15 protein-coding genes are annotated in these 18,920 nt (G+C 40.2%); 10 read left to right on the top strand and 5 right to left on the bottom strand.

Annotated elements, in window-relative coordinates; translation table 11 throughout:
• Positions 1-7: 7 nt before the first annotated feature.
• Entirely contained in the window at positions 8-2,401 is a 2,394-nt protein-coding gene (gene mrcB, locus AC25JC_RS13525; protein ID WP_486924234.1) for a penicillin-binding protein 1B, read from the bottom strand.
• 152 nt (positions 2,402-2,553) lie between these two features.
• Between mrcB and AC25JC_RS13520 the strand changes: the two genes are divergently transcribed.
• Entirely contained in the window at positions 2,554-3,492 is a 939-nt protein-coding gene (locus AC25JC_RS13520; protein ID WP_078189100.1) for an NAD(+) kinase, read from the top strand.
• 2 nt (positions 3,493-3,494) lie between these two features.
• Positions 3,495-3,761, top strand: coding sequence for a YeaC family protein (locus tag AC25JC_RS13515; RefSeq protein WP_078189099.1), 267 nt, complete (start codon positions 3,495-3,497; stop codon positions 3,759-3,761).
• Between the two features lie 91 nt (positions 3,762-3,852).
• On the opposite strand, the gene AC25JC_RS13510 is transcribed toward AC25JC_RS13515, so the two are convergent.
• On the bottom strand, positions 3,853-4,851 hold the full coding sequence (locus AC25JC_RS13510; RefSeq protein ID WP_486924233.1) for a glycosyl transferase family protein: 999 nt from the start codon (positions 4,849-4,851) through the stop codon (positions 3,853-3,855).
• A 408-nt stretch (positions 4,852-5,259) separates the two neighbouring features.
• Between AC25JC_RS13510 and AC25JC_RS13505 the strand changes: the two genes are divergently transcribed.
• Positions 5,260-6,606 (top strand): dicarboxylate/amino acid:cation symporter, encoded by a 1,347-nt coding sequence (locus tag AC25JC_RS13505; RefSeq protein WP_078194416.1) that lies wholly within the window; start codon positions 5,260-5,262, stop codon positions 6,604-6,606.
• Between the two features lie 170 nt (positions 6,607-6,776).
• Positions 6,777-7,919, top strand: coding sequence for an acyl-CoA dehydrogenase family protein (locus AC25JC_RS13500; RefSeq protein WP_486924232.1), 1,143 nt, complete (start codon positions 6,777-6,779; stop codon positions 7,917-7,919).
• Between the two features lie 145 nt (positions 7,920-8,064).
• Here AC25JC_RS13500 and AC25JC_RS13495 read toward each other — a convergent pair whose 3' ends face one another.
• Entirely contained in the window at positions 8,065-8,595 is a 531-nt protein-coding gene (locus AC25JC_RS13495; protein WP_486924231.1) for a DJ-1/PfpI family protein, read from the bottom strand.
• A gap of 572 nt (positions 8,596-9,167) precedes the next feature.
• Between AC25JC_RS13495 and pheA the strand changes: the two genes are divergently transcribed.
• The 4 genes from pheA to AC25JC_RS13475 all read left to right on the top strand — a co-directional run bounded on the left by pheA (position 9,168) and on the right by AC25JC_RS13475 (position 14,175).
• Positions 9,168-10,277, top strand: coding sequence for a prephenate dehydratase (gene pheA / locus AC25JC_RS13490; protein WP_078194414.1), 1,110 nt, complete (start codon positions 9,168-9,170; stop codon positions 10,275-10,277).
• A gap of 69 nt (positions 10,278-10,346) precedes the next feature.
• The gene (gene hisC, locus AC25JC_RS13485; protein ID WP_180103175.1) at positions 10,347-11,438 is read left to right on the top strand and encodes a histidinol-phosphate transaminase; all 1,092 of its coding nucleotides are present in this window, start codon (positions 10,347-10,349) and stop codon (positions 11,436-11,438) included.
• A gap of 3 nt (positions 11,439-11,441) precedes the next feature.
• Entirely contained in the window at positions 11,442-13,691 is a 2,250-nt protein-coding gene (locus AC25JC_RS13480; protein ID WP_486924230.1) for a bifunctional prephenate dehydrogenase/3-phosphoshikimate 1-carboxyvinyltransferase, read from the top strand.
• Between the two features lie 112 nt (positions 13,692-13,803).
• Positions 13,804-14,175, top strand: a complete 372-nt coding sequence (locus AC25JC_RS13475) for a hypothetical protein (RefSeq protein ID WP_486924229.1) — start codon at positions 13,804-13,806, stop codon at positions 14,173-14,175.
• An 83-nt stretch (positions 14,176-14,258) separates the two neighbouring features.
• Here the strand turns inward: AC25JC_RS13475 and AC25JC_RS13470 are convergent, their stop codons facing one another.
• Both AC25JC_RS13470 and AC25JC_RS13465 read right to left on the bottom strand, forming a co-directional pair.
• Positions 14,259-14,783, bottom strand: a complete 525-nt coding sequence (locus AC25JC_RS13470) for a hypothetical protein (RefSeq protein ID WP_180103173.1) — start codon at positions 14,781-14,783, stop codon at positions 14,259-14,261.
• Positions 14,784-15,068: 285 nt separating this feature from the next.
• Positions 15,069-15,695 (bottom strand): alpha/beta hydrolase, encoded by a 627-nt coding sequence (locus AC25JC_RS13465; RefSeq protein ID WP_078194407.1) that lies wholly within the window; start codon positions 15,693-15,695, stop codon positions 15,069-15,071.
• A 125-nt stretch (positions 15,696-15,820) separates the two neighbouring features.
• Between AC25JC_RS13465 and yaaA the strand changes: the two genes are divergently transcribed.
• Positions 15,821-16,603, top strand: a complete 783-nt coding sequence (yaaA, locus tag AC25JC_RS13460; RefSeq protein ID WP_180122637.1) for a peroxide stress protein YaaA — start codon at positions 15,821-15,823, stop codon at positions 16,601-16,603.
• A gap of 956 nt (positions 16,604-17,559) precedes the next feature.
• A complete protein-coding gene (locus AC25JC_RS13455; protein ID WP_180170615.1) occupies positions 17,560-18,882 on the top strand; it encodes an NCS2 family permease in 1,323 nt (440 codons plus the stop codon).
• Positions 18,883-18,920 lie beyond the last annotated feature (38 nt).

Here is an 18,920-nt window from a genome sequence, read left to right as displayed (position 1 = left end):
GTGCAGTTTAATTTGAATACTCTCCACTTGAGATGATGCGAGGTTGATCAGATGAACCCTGATCATTATCGACATCACTTTCACGAATGTAGTCACCTAAACTATCATTTTGCTCCTGAGTTGGCTGCGTCTCTTCAGTATCAACTGTGTAAGGTTCTACTTCATATTGTGTCGAACCACATGCCGTAGCTTGATTTGGAATAGAGTTGCGCGACAGAGGAATATACATCGCACCTGTACAATGCTGCGCAGATAAATTACCTGAATAACGGTCTAACCAATGCCACTGTACGCTGTCTGGTTGACGTAAATTAACTGGTTTTTGACGTAACTGCTTCATCACATTGGTCCAAACAGGAAGTGCTCCTGACGAACCAGTTAAGCCTGTAACTTTGTTGTTGTCTAGACCTAACCAAACCACACTTAAGTAATTACCTGAATAACCTGCAAACCATGAGTCACGCGTATCATTGGTTGTCCCTGATTTACCTGCAAGTTTGAGTGAAGCTGGTAATGATGCATAAGCAGAACGGCCTGTCCCTGAACTCATCACTTGTTGTAAACCATAGTTCAAGATAAAGGCTGCATCAGGTGCAATAGTCGGTTGTACCGTTAAGCTATAACGATCTAATAAACGACCATTGGCATCGACCACTGAACGAATAGCTTTCACTGGATATTTGAAGCCACCGGTTGCAAAGTTTCCATAGACACTCATCACTTCCATCGGTGACATATCGATAGCGCCGAGGTAAATCGAAGGGTAGTTTGGAATATTAGACGTCACACCAAACTTTTTCAGATGGTTAATAAACGTGGACATACCGAACTCTTGACCTAAGCGTACCGCAGAGAGGTTATAAGAGTTTGATAGGGCATCAACCATTGGTACGACACCATGTGCGCCACCACTATAGTTTTTCGGGGTCCAAGCTTTGCCATCACTTTGAATGCTGATCGGACTATCTTCGATTTGACTCGCCCAGTTATAACGGTTTGATTCTATCGCACTGAGGTAAATCACAGGTTTTAGCAATGAACCAACTTGACGTTTAGCATCCATCGTACGGTTAAAGCCGGTAAAGTCCTGCGTTGAACCGACTGCTGAAACCAATTCACCATTTTCAGGATGAGACACCAGTACAGCGCCTTGTAATTCTTTCAAACGTGCTGGATTGGCATTACTTAAACGTGCCACAGATTCTTTAAATGCAGTTTGTACACGGGTTTGTGCAATCGGGTCCATCGCGGTGAAAATACGCAGACCTTGATTGGTCAAATCGCTTTCTTGGTATTCGGTACGCAATTGACGACGCACGATATCCATATAGTCAGGGAAGCGAGAAGGGCCCAATGTTGGTTTAGTAATGACATTTAATGGACGCGCTGACTCAGTTTCATATTGTTCCTGAGTTAAATAGCCCATCACTACCATATTGTTTAACACAATATTACGGCGTTTAATCGCACCTTCAGGGTTTTTCCACGGATTAAATAGGGTCGGGCCTTGTACCAAACCGACTAAATAAGCCTGCTGAGCAATATTTAGTTCACGTAGGGGTAAACCAAAATAGAATTGTGAGGCTAAACCATAACCATTGATTGAATAGTTACCGTTTTGACCTAAATTCACTTCATTTAAATAAGCTTCAAGAATTTCATCTTTGTCATAGTGAAGTTCAATCAGCATCGCCATTAAGGCTTCATTGGCCTTACGTTTAATGGTTTTTTCAGGCGATAAATAGAAATTTTTCACCAATTGTTGAGTGAGGGTCGAACCACCTTGACGTTTACCACCAGTGATATTACTTACGATGGCACGTGCTGTACCACGAATGGAAATACCATGATGCTGATAGAAATTACGGTCTTCTGTAGCAATTAAAGCTTGGATTAAAGGCTTAGGTACTTTATCAAGTTTAATCAGCACACGGTCTTCATTGTGCTGAGGATAAATACCACCAATTAACATCGGCTCTAAACGGGCAATACCACTACTTGATGGCTTAGTCGCACTTACTTCAGTGATTTGATCTTCACCAAAGGTCACTTTAAGGACTTGTTCAGGGTCGACACTATCACCAAAGTCAAAACCACGCGTATGGATATAGGTCACATTGCCAGAAGTAACGTAACTTCCCGTTTTCGCATAGCTGTCTTGAGCGTTATAGCCCAAAAGTTTCAGTTCTTGGTTGAGGTCTGCTTGGCTTACAGGCGCATTGGTGTAAATTTCTAAAGGACGAGCAAATACCTTGGCTGGAATATCCCAACGTTGACCTTCGAATTTGTCTCGTACAATATTATCTAGACGAATAAGATAAATGCTGAACACGAGAAATCCGCCGATAATCAACAGCGAAAAAATCAGTGCAATTATGCCTATGCCACGTTCAGACTTCATAAATAGTGATAAGACCCTGAGAAATTTTGCTAATCATGCGAAGCTTTTCAGTATTTTGCAATATTTAAACTGTTATATGTATGCAAAATATTGGAAGCTACTTCACTAAAGTCGAAACTTTAAAGTTTTTTTAAATCATTTCTGTTAGTGATATGATACCAATGAGGCGAAGCGGAGCAAAAGCGCAGGTGCAAATTTCACATAAATCATTTCGAAACATTGGGTTGATTGGTCGTCCAGACAAATCATCAGTGATCGAAACCCTATGTTTGATCCACGATCATATTTTAAGTTTGGGATTACATCCTGTATTTGATACGCAAACAGCGCAGCTGGTACCCTATAACAATACTCAGACGGTCAGCCGTAACTTATTGGGTGAAGTCGTCGATTTGGTGATCGTAGTCGGCGGTGATGGTTCATTGCTTCATGCTGCACGTGCCTTGGTGAAATATAATACTCCTGTGATTGGGGTGAACCGTGGTCGTTTGGGCTTCCTGACCGATATCAAACCGACAGAAGTGATTTTCAAGTTAGATCAAGTGCTCAAAGGTGAGTTTCAGCTAGACCGACGTTTCTTGTTGGAAATGGAAATTCGCTCGAAAGGTGAGTCGATTTATGATGCTGTGGCTTTAAATGATATTGTGCTGCACTCGGGTAAATCGGTACACATGATCGACTTTGAACTGAATATTGATGGGCAATATGTATACCGCCAACACAGTGATGGTTTAATTGTTTCGACACCAACTGGCTCTACAGCTTATGCATTATCTGGTGGTGGTCCGATTGTCCACCCAAGTATGGATGCGATTGCCTTAGTGCCAATGCATCCACATACTTTGTCTTCACGTCCGATTGTCGTGGGCGGACAAAGTGAAATTAAAATTTTGATTCGTGAAAACCGTGTATTGCCAATGGTCAGTGCCGATGGTCAACACAGTGTATCATTGGGTGTAGGCGATAGTTTACATATCCGCAAACATCCATTTAAGCTCAACTTATTACATCCACCTGGTTATGACTTCTATATGGCATGTCGTACCAAGCTAGGCTGGAACCAAGATTTTGACTCATTAAAGCAGGATTAATTATGAATATTGAACAGATGCTTGCCGTACTCGATCCTGAAATTGTTGGTCGATTAAAAACGGCAATTGAAATTGGTAAATGGCCAAATGGTGTAGCGCTGACTCAAGAACAACGTCAAATTTGTATGCAAGCGGTGTATGCATGGGAAATTAAACATTTGCCAGAAGATGAGCGTAGTGGTTATATCGACCGCGGGACCAAAGAAGAAGATGAGCATTGCGACTCACATGTGGAAGAACCTGAGTTCAAGCCGATTCGTTTCGTTTAATCCTTTTTCTTTCTGATTGAAAAAGCCAGCTTAATGCTGGCTTTTTTATTAGCTGATGCATGCCTAGATTTATTTCTTCATATCTGCTTATTTAAGCGTGACGATTTGCCCACATGGTTTTGGCAGTTTGCATTGCATCATCAAAACTTGCGACTGCACCCATGGTATATAGTGCGATTCCCATGGTTTCGGTGACTGCGATTTCACCATATTCATGTGTCTGCTGACCGTCCCAAACGGCTTTAAAAACGGCCAAATCAAGTTCTTCTTCGACTGGACTACGGTTGTCCGTCAGTTTAGGCAACTCATGTTCATACATTTCACCATCCTTGATACCACAAATTAATGTTTTTGCATCGGGGTTACGTTCGAATTCACCACCTTCACCCTTAATGACAGCACTATTTTGATAACCCAATTGAAATGCCGCACGTTGGTGTGATCCACGATAGGCTGGATGGAAAATAGCTTGCATGGTGGCTTTGGCATTAAATGGGTTAATCAGACGCGCAAGGGTGTGAATTGGGGAACGTAAACCCATCACATTGCGTAGTGAAATTAAATCACTGAGTATTGGTGAAATGACGTCGAGCGGAATATAAGCAAAATGACGTTGTATTAGTTGCTGTTCCACATCTGTATCATTTTGGCAAATAGGAAAACCCAAATACTCTAATACTTGTTCTGTATAAAGGCGGTTAATGGTATGACCTGAAGCGCCATGCATTACGACATTGTAGCCGTGTTTTGCTAGCGTTAATGCGGCCAATAAAAACCAAGGATAATGTTTGCGTTTACCTGCATAAGATGACCAATCTAAATCGACATCTAGCTTTTTAAACTTGAGTTGATCACGTGTAGCTTGGACGAAGCCTGTAAGTTCATCAACTGATTCTTCTTTTACACGCAATAACATCAAGAAAGCGCCCAATTGAACGTCTAAAACCTCATTTTTTAAGATCATGCTGAATGCTTGGTAGGCTTCATCATAAGTGAGCGAACGTGCGCCATTTTTACCTTTACCCACGATACGGACAAATTGCGCAAAAGGATGTTCAAAATCTTTGTAAATATTTCGTTTATTGTTCATGCAAATACTGGGCTTAAAATTAGGACTTAAGGGTAGTTTACTTCTATAGTTGGTATTTTTCAGCCTGATAATGAGCGTAAAAAATGCAGTCTTTAGACTATAGTCTAATGATCTCGGTCTATTATTTAACCGAAATTAACATTTGTGGCAGAACAAGCCATTAAAAAACAGGTAAAATTTAACCTACTTTAGTATGTGTTTCATCTCCTGATCAATGTGCTGATTCTATATCAGGTCCTGATGTGATTATTTAATCACCATACATATTTCGTTTTTCTGTATTTGGCTAAGTCAAATACCTTTGGTGCTCTTTTGTCGAAGACAAAGGGGTTTTGGGCTGTTTATTTTTTGAAAATAGACAAAAACTGAATATTTCTTTGAAGTAGAAATATATCGTGAAGTAATGTCATGGCTAAAAAACCAATTTATAAGTCACTATATTTTCAAGTGATCGTTGCCATTATTGCGGGTGTATTGGTGGGTCATTTCTCACCAAGTGGTACGCAAATCATCAATGGTACCGAGCAATACGTAAAAGGCTGGGGTGAATTGTTCTATCCACTAGGACAAGGTTTCATTAAGCTAATTAAAATGATTATTGCACCTGTGATCTTCTGTACCGTAGTGAGTGGTATTGCAGGCATGGAAAGCATGAAATCTGTGGGTAAGACAGGTGGGGTCGCTTTACTATACTTCGAAATCGTTTCGACCATCGCACTCATTATTGGTCTTGCAGTGATTAATATTGCAAAACCAGGTGTGGGCATGAACGTAGATCCAGCATCTTTAGATACTGCAGGTATTTCTAAATATGTTGAATCTGGTGCAGCACAATCTACACAAGAATTTTTTATGAATATCATCCCAAACACCGTTGTTGGTGCGTTTGCTGAGGGTGAAATTCTTCAAGTTCTATTATTTGCCTTATTATTTGGTTTTGCTTTGCATAAACTTGGTGATGCAGGTAAGCCTGTATTGAAGTTTATTGATCAAATTGCACATGTATTCTTTAACATTGTAAACATGATCATGAAGCTTGCACCAATTGGTGCTTTCGGTGCGATGGCTTATACCATTGGTAAATATGGTATTGGTAGTTTGGCGCAATTGGGTCAATTGATCATCTGCTTCTATATCACATGTTTGCTGTTTATTTTCATTATACTTGGCTCAATTGCACGTATTTGCGGTTTCAGTATTTTGAAAATGATTCGCATGATTCGCGAAGAGTTACTGATCGTACTGGGTACGTCATCTTCAGAGTCTGTACTGCCACGTATGTTGAAAAAACTTGAACTTGCTGGTGCAGAAAAATCTGTAGTGGGTCTTGTTATTCCAACAGGTTATTCATTTAACCTAGATGGTACGTCTATTTACCTAACCATGGCAGCAATCTTTATTGCACAAGCGACCAATACACCGCTTGATATTTCGCATCAGATCACATTGTTATTGGTTCTACTCATTTCATCTAAGGGTGCTGCGGGTGTGACGGGTTCAGGCTTTATTGTGATGGCTGCAACATTGTCTGCTGTGGGTCATATTCCTGTTGCAGGTTTGGCATTAATTCTTGGTATTGACCGTTTCATGTCAGAAGCACGTGCATTAACGAACCTTGTAGGTAACTCATTGGCAACGATTGTGGTTGCGAAATGGGTGGGTCAATTAGACAAAGAAAAACTGGATTTTGCTTTAGCAAATCCTGAAGAAATTGACCGTCAGATGCAAGAAGAAGGCAATGCACATCATGCATAACGCTGATGCTGTGATGTAAAAGATGTAATTAAAAAGGAAGCTTCGGCTTCCTTTTTTAATGCAAGGTCAAAGCCAAATTTGAACGCTTTAGTTTTTAGGCATGACGGCTGTTCTAAACTGCAATAGGATGGAGCTCAACAAAATAACAAACTCAACCAAGGAAGAAACACATGCTGGCTTATGATGCAGACTTAGAATTATTTCGAGATAACTTTCGCCGCTTTATGGCAGAGCATGTCGCACCACATTATGAGCAATGGGAACGTGAAGGTATTATGCCGCGTTCAGTATGGAATGCTTTGGGTGAAAATGGCTTTTTATGTGTGGATGTGCCTGAAGAATATGGCGGCTGTGGCGTCCCAACGCATTATTCACTGATGCTAGTCGAAGAATCTGCGCGAGCAGGTTTTAGTGCATTATCGACAGGTATTTCATGCCATTCTGAGATTGCAGCGCCTTATATTTTGCACATTGGTTCAGAAGAACAAAAACAATATTGGTTACCGAAAATGGTCACGGGTGAAGTGGTTGGTGCTATTGGTATGACAGAGCCGGGTGCAGGTTCGGACTTGCAGTCTATGCGCAGTAGTGCAATTTTGCAGGGTGATCATTATCTGCTCAATGGTTCGAAAACCTTTATCTCAAATGGTCAACATGCAGACTTAGTGGTATTGGCCGCGAAAACCGATCCACAAGCACGTGCCAAAGGCGTGTCACTACTCTTAGTCAATACACATTTGGATGGATTTAAGAAAGGTACCAACCTCGACAAAATTGGTCTACATGCACAAGACACTTCTGAGTTGTTTTATGACAACGTCAAAGTGCCAAAAGAGCAACTTTTGGGACAAGCTGGACAAGGCTTTGCTTACTTGATGCAAGAGTTACCGCGTGAACGTACCGCAATTGCCTCGACTGCAATTGGTGCGATTCGTGGTTCCATTGATGTGGCAACGCAGTATGTTAAAGAGCGACAAGCGTTCGGACAGGCGATCGGACAGTTCCAAAATACTCGTTTTGTCTTGGCACAGGCTAAGATTGACGAATTGGCTACAGCGGCATTTTATAATCAAAATGTTGAACTTTATATGCAAGGCAAACTTGATGTTGAAACTGCAGCAGCACTCAAGAGCTTTTCTACCGATATGCAAATGAAAGTGGCCCATAATCTACTTCAATTATTTGGTGGCTATGGTTATATGACCGAATATCCAATTTCACGTTTCTTTGTTGATGCACGTATTCAGCAAATCTACGGTGGCACCAATGAAATTATGAAAGAAATCGTGGCACGAAGTATTTTAGGTCGATAAACAATTTATCAGGCTGAAATTAAAATAGCGAAGTGAAGACTTCGCTATTTTTTTTAGGATGTATTTCTATAGAGACGATGTATTTCTATAGATTTGCTTATTTGAATTAGATTGTGTGTTTAATTTTGCGTGAATATTTTGAAACCTATGATAATGACGGTTGCCCCAAAACTTGCAAACAGACTTCAATAAATTCAGGCGTATCTAAAGTACTACGAGACGATATATACAGGTTATTATCATTTACGACCGATTGATCCGAAACCACCACACCCGCGTTTAACAAAGCGGATTTCAGCGTTTCAGATTGGGCGAAATGGCGACCTTGTATGACACCAGCTTCTAATAACAACTGTGGACCATGGCAACTGCTCAAGATCGGCTTTTGGCTATCTGCAAAATTACGTACAAAATAGATAAAACGGTCATCTAAAGCGAGTTTCTCGGGGGAATAACCGCCGGGGATAAACAAGGCATCAAAATCATGGACAGAGGCGTCTTCGATACTCTGGTCAATGGTGATCTGGGAACGGCGTTTAATACCGTAAACGATTTTTCCAACCTGATCTTCGACATTGATAATGCTGTGCCGAGCGGCTCGAAAGGCCTCCACAGGCTCAAGGTATTCAATATCTTCAAAATCGTAGGTCACTAACACTGCAATTTTCTTGTGCATACTTGTACCTATGGGTCTGTTATTTTTTTTCTGATATTTAGACTACAAAGCAATGAAAAAAATTACCTGTGTCTTTTGTAATAAATGCGTCAATGACTGTAAACACTAGATGAAAGTGCCTATTAAGTCACTGAAAAAACGATCAATGACCAAGTGTTTATATAGATCATCTTTAAGTTTCAAATTATTTCTATGCCATGAAAACCAAGTTTAGAATTTTTTATTTTGCTACAGGTATTGAGAGCAAAATTTAAAACTGCAATGACCAATGAAATAAACTGATTGATGGGCTTATACAAGGGGATGGATCTGATGCAAATTTGGAGGAAAAGAGAAGGTCTATTTATTGTGCTGCTCAAGATGAATGATCAATAAAGCCGTCAAAAGGTAAGATTTGTCTTAATTATGGCTTTACCTATCAGTTTGGCTGTTTTGGCTCTTAAGTTAAGCTGATGAAGCTTTAATCAACTGTATGTTTTTAAGGCTGAAACCATCAAAGTCGTATTGCGCAACATTTGAAAGCTAACTATTGTTATACTGTTTGCAAAATTTTTTTGAAGGGCGACATAACAATGATCAACGATGATCAAAACACTCCGACTTCTCTGGACTTAGCTCAAATTCGTGAAGATATCGACTCTGTTGATATGCAGATTCAACAACTTATCAACCGTCGTGCGAAACTAGCTGAGGCAGTTGCAAAAGCAAAATTTGCTGCTGAAGAGAATCCATTGTTTTATCGTCCTGAACGTGAAGCGCAAGTTTTACGTAAAGTTATGGATCGTAACGAAGGCCCATTGTCTGATGTGACAATGGCACGTTTATTCCGTGAGATCATGTCGGCTTGTTTAGCTCTTGAAGCACCGCAAAGTATTGCGTTCTTAGGTCCAGTTGGGACATATACACATTCGGCGGTGTTGAAACACTTTGGTCAAGACGCTGTTGTTCGCCCTCTTCCAACGATTGATGAAGTATTCCGCGAAGTAGAAGCAGGCAGTGCGCACTATGGTCTTGTGCCTGTAGAGAACTCATCTGAAGGTGTAGTGAACCACACCCTAGATTGTTTCAAATCTTCACATCTGAATGTTATTGGTGAAGTGGAGCTGCGTATTCATCATCAGTTCCTAGTGTCTGAAAACACACGTAAAGACAGCATTAAACAAATTTATGCTCATCAACAAACTTTGGCGCAATGCCGTGGTTGGTTAGATGCTCATTATCCAGGTGTAGAACGTGTTGCACTCAGTTCAAATGCAGAAGCTGCACGCCGTATTCGCAATGAATGGCACTCAGCAGCAATTGCTTCTGAAGTCGCTGCGAACATTTACAACCTTGAAATTTTGCATAGCAATATTGAAGACAATCCTGAAAATACTACTCGTTTCTTGGTGATTGGTCGTGAGAAAGTACCGCAATCGGGCAATGATAAAACTTCATTGTTGATTTCTGCGCATGACCGTGCAGGGGCGCTGCTTGAAATTCTTGCACCATTTGCAAAACACAATATCAGTTTGACCAGTATTGAAACACGTCCTGCCTTGCCTGAAAAATGGGCCTATGTCTTCTTTGTTGACCTTGAAGGTCATGTTGAGCAAGAAAACGTGAAAGCGGCAATTGAAGAAATTCGTCCGTTAGTAAAAGAAATTCGTGTATTGGGTTCATATCCGATTGCTGTTCTTTAAGATCACAACTGTGATCAATTCCATCAGGAGTTGATCACCTTCATCATTTGAAAAAACTGGAAGTGTAAAATGACGTTTGTCCCAGCCAATGAAGGCATTGCAAAGCTAAAGCCTTACCAACCAGGTAAACCAATTAGTGAACTTGAGCGTGAGTTGGGTATTACAGATATCGTAAAACTCGCATCAAATGAAAACCCATTGGGTTGTTCTGACAAAGTGAAAGAAGCGGTTGCTGCTGAACTTGCAGAAATTGGTCGATATCCGGATGGTGGCGGTTTTATTTTGAAAGACCAAGTTGAAAAACAATTTGGTATTGCACATGACCGCATTACGTTAGGTAATGGTTCAAACGATCTTCTAGAAATTTTCGCTCGTGCTTTTGTTTCAGAGCAAGACTCTGTGGTGTATAGCCAACACGCATTTGCTGTGTATGGTCTGGTGACACAAGCCATTAATGCTGAAGCGATTGAAGTGCCTGCAAAAGGTTTTTCACATGACCTAGATGCAATGGCTGCGGCAATTAAAGACAATACTAAATTGATTTTTATTGCGAACCCAAATAATCCAACAGGTACATGGTTTGAAGAAGCTGAATTTGAAGCGTTCATGCAAAAAGTACCTGCAAATGTGATCGTGGTTTTAGATGAAGCTTATGTGGAATATTTCCCAGAAAACTTCAATAGCTTGAAATTCTTAGATCAATACGCAAACTTAATCGTTAGCCGTACCATGTCAAAATGCTATGGTTTGGCTGCGTTACGTGTTGGTTTTGCCTTGGCTTCAGTTGAAGTGACGGATTTCCTCAATCGTATTCGTCAACCATTTAACGTGAACCATCTTGCGATGGTGGCTGCAGTTGCTGCACTTAAAGATGAAGCATTTATTGAAAAATCACGCGTAGTGAACAAAGCGGGTATGGCTCAACTTGAGTCAGGCTTTGATGCTTTAGGTTTAGCGTATGTGCCTTCACGTGCCAACTTCATTTTAGTAAATGTAAAAGCAGATCCTGTACAGACTTTCAATGCTTTATTAAAAGAAGGTGTAATTGTTCGTCCAGTTGGTATCCCCGAGCATTTACGTGTATCAATTGGGACTGAAGCTGAAAATGCTAAATTCTTAGCGGCATTGGCTAAAGTTTTGGGCTTAGAGGCTAAAGCTTAAGTCATGTCTGTACCACTATTTGAAAAAGTTGCTTTTATTGGGCTTGGGCTAATTGGCTCAAGCCTAGCTCGTGTCATGATTGCTGAAGGATTGGCTAAGGAAATTGTGGCATCTACGCGTTCACAAAAAACTCTAGAAGATGCAAAAGCTTTAGGACTTATTCAGCAGGGTTATAGCGATCCTGCTGAAGCGGTCAAAGGTGCAGATCTCGTTGTCTTGGCTTTGCCAGTACGAGCGACACAAAAAGTCCTTGAAGCGATCAAGCCTTATCTATCCGAACAGACGATTATTACCGATGTTGGAAGTACCAAAGGCAATGTCGTTGATGCAGCGAAAGCAGTCTATGGTGAGCAATTACCTGCTGGTTTTGTACCGGGGCATCCGATTGCTGGGGCTGAACTAACAGGTGTGCATGCAGGTAAGGTAGATTTATTTGCTAATCACAAAGTGATTTTGACACCTTTACCTAGCAGTGCAGATTGGGCTGTAGAGAAACTAATTCAATTGTGGCAAGCTGCCAAAGCGGAAGTAATTTGCATGGATGTGGAAAAACACGATGAAGTGTTGGCCCATACCAGTCATCTTCCGCATTTGATGGCATTTAACTTGGTTGAGCAACTCGCGAACCGAGAAGACAATTTAGATATTTTCCGTTATGCCGCTGGCGGTTTTCGTGATTTCTCACGCATTGCTGCAAGCGACCCACATATGTGGCATGACATCTTTTTTGCCAATAAAAAGGCAATTTTAAATGCGGTAGATGGCTTTGAAAAACAATTGGCTATTCTTCGCAAACTGATTGAAGATGAAAATTCACAAGCGTTGATGGGACTGTTGGGGCATGCACAAGCGGCACGTCAACATTTCAATCACATGCTCGCAAAGAAACCACTGATGGAGAAAAATAAAGTGACGACACAGCAATTCAAAATTTTACCGGGTCCAAAGCAATTCCAAGGTAAATTTACTGTGCCAGGTGATAAATCTGTGTCACATCGCTCTATCATGTTTGGTGCTATTGCAGAAGGCACAACGCATGTCACGGGTTTCCTTGAAGGTGAAGATGCCTTGGCAACCCTTCAAGCATTCCGCGATATGGGTGTGAGTATTGAAGGCCCTAAAAATGGCGAAGTTACTATTCATGGTGTAGGTATGCATGGTTTAAAAGCACCTGCAGGCGCTTTGTATATGGGCAATTCAGGTACTTCAATGCGTTTGCTTTCAGGCATGTTGTCGGCACAGAAGTTTGATTCAGTGATGACGGGTGATGCGTCATTATCAAAACGTCCAATGGAACGTATTGCTAAACCATTACGTGAAATGGGTGCGCAAATTCAAACTACAGGTGAGCGTGGTACGCCGCCCGTGTCTATTTCCGGAAGTCAAAACCTGAAAGGTATTCACTACGACTTACCAATGGCATCTGCACAAGTAAAATCTGGTATTTTGTTGGCAGGTCTTTGGGCGGAAGGTGAAACTGTTGTCACTGAGCCAGAACCGACACGTGACCATTCTGAACGTATGCTTCGTGCATTTGGTTATGACGTTAAAACAGAAGGCAACCGCATTTCACTTCGAGGTGGCGGCAAGTTAGTCGGTACGGATATCCAAGTACCCTCTGACATTTCATCTGCAGCATTCTTTATGGTGGGTGCAGCGATTACTGAAGGTTCAGATGTCACACTTGAAGCGGTCGGCATTAATCCAACACGTACAGGTGTGATCGAAATTTTAAAACAGATGGGTGCTGACCTGACTGTTGAAAATGAACGTATCGCTGGCGGTGAGCCAATTGCAGATATTCGTATTCGTGGTTCACGTACACTCAAAGGCATTCATATGCCAGAAGATCAAGTACCATTGGCGATTGATGAATTTCCAGCGCTGTTTATCGCAGCAGCTTGTGCAGAGGGTCAAACCATTTTGACTGGTGCAGCTGAACTTCGAGTGAAAGAATCAGACCGTATTCAAGTGATGGCAGATGGCCTAAAAATTATGGGTATCGATTGTACGCCAACCGAGGACGGTATCATCATTGAAGGTCAAGGCAAAGCGGGTGAGTGGGGAGCAATCTTCACAGGTGGTCAAATCGAATCACATCATGACCACCGTATTGCAATGAGCTTCTCAATGGCAGGTTTACGTACTTCGGGTGAAATTAATATCGTGGGTACAGAAACTGTTGCAACAAGTTTCCCAACATTTACAGAGCTAGCGACTCAAGCCGGTTTAACGATTGCGGTAAGTGAATAAATAATTCACTAAATTTGTATATTTATTCAACAACAGCCAAGCAAATGCTTGGCTGTTTGGTTTTAATTGCTTATGCTAAAACTATACAACAAGAATGTCTTTGGATAGATACATGAGAAAACTACAATTCACCGCCCATAGCGATTCAAATCGAGCTGAAAGCAGTACTGATACTCAAACTCAAGTGGCTGAGTTTTTAGCAAGTAAGCTTGAGAAATATGGCTTTCAAACGTTATCGCAAAGTGGTGATCAGATTGCAGTCAGTGTCGATCAGCATGAATTGCCGCTTTCAGTGACATGTCAGGGGCAGGATGAATCCGGTCGTCTAGTCTGTGAAATTACCTCTTATCCAGATGAAGACCAAGATTGGTTAGATCGTATTACTGAGCAAAGTCTATTGAACCAATTGGCTCAAGCGGTCGAAAACAGTTTAAAAGAAGAAGAGTCATATAGTGAGTTTCAATGGAAACAAATGACAAAATGATTTGAAAAATCGAATTAAAAATCATCTATAAAAAAGCAGCATAGCGCTGCTTTTTTATTTTTAACGGAATATATCGAACAACGTTATAGACATTCAATATTGATAGGATTAATAGTTCGATTGCTCTTTTTCACATAGTCACACATTTTTTCTGACTCTTGTTCATTGAGTCCCCAAAACACGATCACACCACGTTGATCAGTCAATTTGCTATCGCTTAAATAAATATAATGAGTGTCATGATAGTTTTTATCGAGCATATCTTTATATTTTTGATCGGTAAAAGATGAACAAGACGAAATATCTGCTTCTTTACATACTGAGTCACTCGAACAGCGTTGCTTAAAGGTTGAAATCATATTCATGGTGTCAGTGCTGTTGAGTTGGGCTTCACACACTTGGCTGTTGGGAAAGTCGTAGACCATTTTTAAGCTAAAATCACGACCATCGACATTCATCTTGTATGACGCAGTCAAATAGGCTTTGGGACCATCGTTCGCAGCAACCGTAGACGCTGGCAAATTTGTCGTTGTGGATGGGGTTGAATTAAAATAATAAACCAAAGCTGCAATGCTTAGACTTAAAATCACAGCAACAATAAATTTCATTTTTCCCTCTAAATTTTATCTTAATTTTTCTGGGTATTATTTCTGTAGTTGATTATTTAAACAAGTAAATAATTGGTTTTAAGATAAAAAATTGAGGCGTAATCAAAATTAAACGAGCATAGGCTTAGGTCTTTACATGTTGAATAGCTAATGATCGCCAATGCATTAAAAAGATGGATAAATCGAATTGCTGTGGGTGAATTTATCTGAAATATTGGTGGGGAATAGAGCGGTCACTAGGCAAAAAAAATGAGCCAGTTAAGCCTGACTCATTTTTGGTATTGTTTATACTAAAAAGCGTGAAATCGCAATACGAAGCTGTTTGAGATAACCTGTAAAGAAGTGGTTTGCACCTGGCAAAACCGTGATTAAATGGCGCTGTGGTTTGGCCCACTGAATCAAGTCAGATAACAGTGTGACATTATCTTCTTCACCATGAATAAATAAAATATCACCCTTAATATGCGGTGTCACATAGTGACGTACACCTGCAACTGTTGTGGTTGGTAAGCCGCATAAAATAGTCTGTACAGGCTGTAACTCCACTGGCAATAGGGCATAGCATTTAGTCATGACATTTGCACCAAAACTAAAACCGCCTGCATAAAATGGCAAGTTTGGGTGTTGGCTACGAGCAAATTCAATGACTTGCATGGTATCTTTGGTTTCACCATTGCCTTCGTCATGTATTCCTGCACTTTGGCCAGAGCCGCGGAAACTTGGGCGATAGACAACATAGCCACGTTCTAAGAACATTTGCGCTAAAAGCACAGGTACTTTGTGCTGTGGTGTGCCACCTTGCAATGGGTGAGGGTGTGTAACTACCGCGAATCCTTTCACTTCACCCTGTGGATAATCAACAAAAATTTCAAGCTGACCAACAGGCCCTTGAATGAACAGTTGTTCTGACATAATGACTAAAATGTGAAAGCGGGAGAGTCGCATAGTTTACAGATTATGTTTATCAAAAACACAGATTGGATTTGAAAATACTCTACTGTTATAGTTTGTTTAATTAAAAATTAATCAGGATGTTTATGCTCGCTTTAATTTCTCCAGCAAAAACTTTAGATTACGAAACCCCTTTACCGACTGAAAAATTCACTCAACCACGGCTATTAGATCATTCTGAAGAATTAATCTCAGTCGCACGTAAATTGTCGGTAAGTGAAATTTCAAGCTTGATGAGTGTCAGTGAGAAAATTGCGACTTTAAATGTTGAGCGCTTCCGAGATTGGCAGCCTGATTTTGATTTTGCCAATGCACGCCAAGCAATATTTGCCTTTAAAGGTGATGTATATACCGGTTTAGATGCTTATAAACTTACAAACTCAGACCTTGAATATGCACAAACCCATTTGCGTATGCTCTCAGGTCTCTATGGTTTATTGCGTCCACTGGATTTAATGATGCCATATCGTTTAGAGATGGGGACCAAGCTGCAAAATCCACGTGGACATAACCTATACGAGTTTTGGGACAATACCATCACCAATCTCATCAATGACGATTTGGAAAAAGCCGGCTCTGAACTTTTGGTCAACATTGCTTCAGATGAATACTATAAGTCGGTCAAAGAATCAAAAATCAAAGCCGAAATCATCAAGCCTGTTTTTCTCGATCAAAAGAACGGCAAATATAAAGTCATCAGCTTCTATGCCAAAAAAGCACGTGGCCTAATGGCGCGTTATTTGTTGGAAAATAAAATTGAACGTATTGAAGATATCAAGTCGTTTAATACCGATGGATATTATTTCGATGCTGAGAGTAGCTTAAAGGGCGAATTGGTCTTTAAGCGAGATGAGCAACAAGCCGCTTAAGTTCAAGATTGAAAATTTTGAATCTGTAAAAAATATGAATAGCCGCTGCTTAGAAGTCAGCGGCTTTTTTCATCTTCTTCATTCGAGACTTAATAGTGGGTCTGTGAAATTGATCGTGCTTTAAATTTCATATGTGAAATGATCTATGATTTGAAGCTTTGAGGGGAAAAGGATTCGAAAAATCATTCAGCGATTATCTTGTCTATCAGTCTAAAATATATTACAAAGTTAACATTGATCGAACAAATAGCTTATTAAATGACTTAATAAGATATAAAATTGTGAAATACGTCACTTTTTTGTTTAAGTTTTTTGTTATTATAGCCAAATATTTAAACATGAATAAAATTTTGTTATGAAAAAAATACTGATACCAATTTTTATACTCAGCATTGTGTTCTTAGGGTTTAGTGTTTATAAAAATGCAGAGTTAAAGCGACAGCAAGAAATTAATCAGGTGTTCAATGATGATTTGAACGCATCACCTTATATGCGCTAAAAAATCAATCTTGCTGCTTTTGAATTGAGCTCAAGCATGATCTTGAAGAGTTCGTCTAAATATTGATATTTTATTTTTATATATAATAATTTGAAACTTTTTAAAGAAAACAATGTCTTAAATTTACTAAATTGAAAAGCGATGAAAATTTGGAAACATTAAAAAATCAATGTGTTATAATTTGCCGAAATTAATTTGATCAGTATTTATTGATATTAAATACGAATTAAATGACATAAATAGAGGAGCTGCATAAGTTTATGCAGCTTTTTTGTTTGCAAATTTCAACATTTGTACCGTGTTGTATGCTGTTGAAAATAGGATTTTTTAAAGCCTACAATCTGCCGAATTGGCATATTCGTTGCTTAGGCATACACAAAATTAATGATGAATACATGACATGATTAATTTTGTGGAATGCTTATATGCATAAAGTTTACTTCATAGGGGCTAGGTCATGACGACTCCTAATCCATCTTCCGAGAACATGCTTGAACGTCTGTTTAAACTGAGCGAAAACAAAACCAGTTTCAAAACAGAAGTCATTGCAGGTGTAACTACTTTCTTGACAATGTGTTACATCATTATTGTCAATCCAATGATTTTGTCCGAAACGGGTATGGATCATGGCGCTGTTTTTGTCGCAACCTGTTTAGCAGCAGCCATTGGCTGTTTGGTGATGGGTCTTGTTGCTAACTATCCAATTGCCTTAGCACCCGGTATGGGTTTAAACGCTTACTTTACCTATTCTGTATGTTTGGGTATGGGCGTGGAATGGCAAACTGCTTTAGCAGCTGTATTTGTCTCTGGCCTTGTTTTTATCGCTATCAGCATGTTCAAAATCCGTGAAGCGATTGTCAATGCGATTCCAATGTCGCTTAAACTGGCGATCGGAGGCGGTATTGGTTTATTCCTTGCGCTGGTTTCTTTGAAAAATGCCGGCATTATTGTTGATAACCCTGCAACATTGGTTAGTCTGGGTGATTTAAAACAGCCGTCTGTCTTGTTAGCTTTACTTGGCTTCTTGATGGTTGTGGTTATGCATCACTTTAAAGTACGTGGTGCAATCATCATCAGTATTTTGGTGATTACTGCAATTTCAACCCTGCTGGGCTTCAACGAATTTAAAGGTGTTGTAGGTGCTATTCCTTCAATCGCTCCAACATTCATGCAAATGAACTTCGAAGGTCTATTCACCGCAAGTTTGATTGGCGTGATCTTTGTATTCTTCTTGGTCGATTTATTTGACTCTACAGGTACATTGGTCGGTGTATCACACCGTGCAGGCTTATTAAAAGATGGTAAATTACCACGTTTGAAGAAAGCATTATTTGCAGACTCATCTGCAATTGTTGCGGGTGCGGCATTGGGTACGTCTTCGACTACGCCTTATATTGAATCATCAGCAGGTGTTGCTGCCGGTGGTCGTACAGGTTTAACTGCAGTTGTAGTTGCTGTATTGTTTATTTTGGCATTGTTCTTAGCACCACTTGCTCAGTCAGTACCAAGTTTTGCAACTGCGCCAGCATTGTTGTTTGTTGGAGTATTGATGATTCAAGGTATCGTTCTTATTGAGTGGGATGATATTACTGAAGCAGTCCCTGCATTCTTGACAATTGTATTTATGCCGTTTACCTATTCAATTGCAGACGGTATTGCAATGGGCTTCATCAGCTATGCATTAGTTAAATTGCTTACAGGTAAGGCGAAAACTGTACCGTATATGGTCTGGATTATTGCTGCACTTTGGGCATTAAAATTTGCTGCATTTGGCGGTTAATACTGTCAAATAGCGAAAGGGTGTAAACTCAGTTTGCA

It is taken from the genome of Acinetobacter sp. P37, assembly GCF_057480965.1.
This window is presented reverse-complemented; position numbering and strand designations above follow the sequence as displayed.

Bases quoted from the DNA above. Each gene is read 5' to 3' on its own strand.
- hisC (WP_180103175.1), top strand. From the start codon at position 10,347: ATGACGTTTGTCCCAGCCAATGAAGGCATTGCAAAGCTAAAGCCTTAC.
- pheA (WP_078194414.1), top strand. From the start codon at position 9,168: ATGATCAACGATGATCAAAACACTCCGACTTCTCTGGACTTAGCTCAA.
- AC25JC_RS13510 (WP_486924233.1), bottom strand. From the start codon at position 4,851: ATGAACAATAAACGAAATATTTACAAAGATTTTGAACATCCTTTTGCG.
- AC25JC_RS13455 (WP_180170615.1), top strand. From the start codon at position 17,560: ATGACGACTCCTAATCCATCTTCCGAGAACATGCTTGAACGTCTGTTT.
- AC25JC_RS13465 (WP_078194407.1), bottom strand. From the start codon at position 15,695: ATGTCAGAACAACTGTTCATTCAAGGGCCTGTTGGTCAGCTTGAAATT.
- mrcB (WP_486924234.1), bottom strand. From the start codon at position 2,401: ATGAAGTCTGAACGTGGCATAGGCATAATTGCACTGATTTTTTCGCTG.
- AC25JC_RS13500 (WP_486924232.1), top strand. From the start codon at position 6,777: ATGCTGGCTTATGATGCAGACTTAGAATTATTTCGAGATAACTTTCGC.
- AC25JC_RS13505 (WP_078194416.1), top strand. From the start codon at position 5,260: ATGGCTAAAAAACCAATTTATAAGTCACTATATTTTCAAGTGATCGTT.
- AC25JC_RS13475 (WP_486924229.1), top strand. From the start codon at position 13,804: ATGAGAAAACTACAATTCACCGCCCATAGCGATTCAAATCGAGCTGAA.
- AC25JC_RS13470 (WP_180103173.1), bottom strand. From the start codon at position 14,783: ATGAAATTTATTGTTGCTGTGATTTTAAGTCTAAGCATTGCAGCTTTG.
- AC25JC_RS13495 (WP_486924231.1), bottom strand. From the start codon at position 8,595: ATGCACAAGAAAATTGCAGTGTTAGTGACCTACGATTTTGAAGATATT.
- AC25JC_RS13520 (WP_078189100.1), top strand. From the start codon at position 2,554: ATGATACCAATGAGGCGAAGCGGAGCAAAAGCGCAGGTGCAAATTTCA.
- yaaA (WP_180122637.1), top strand. From the start codon at position 15,821: ATGCTCGCTTTAATTTCTCCAGCAAAAACTTTAGATTACGAAACCCCT.
- AC25JC_RS13480 (WP_486924230.1), top strand. From the start codon at position 11,442: ATGTCTGTACCACTATTTGAAAAAGTTGCTTTTATTGGGCTTGGGCTA.
- AC25JC_RS13515 (WP_078189099.1), top strand. From the start codon at position 3,495: ATGAATATTGAACAGATGCTTGCCGTACTCGATCCTGAAATTGTTGGT.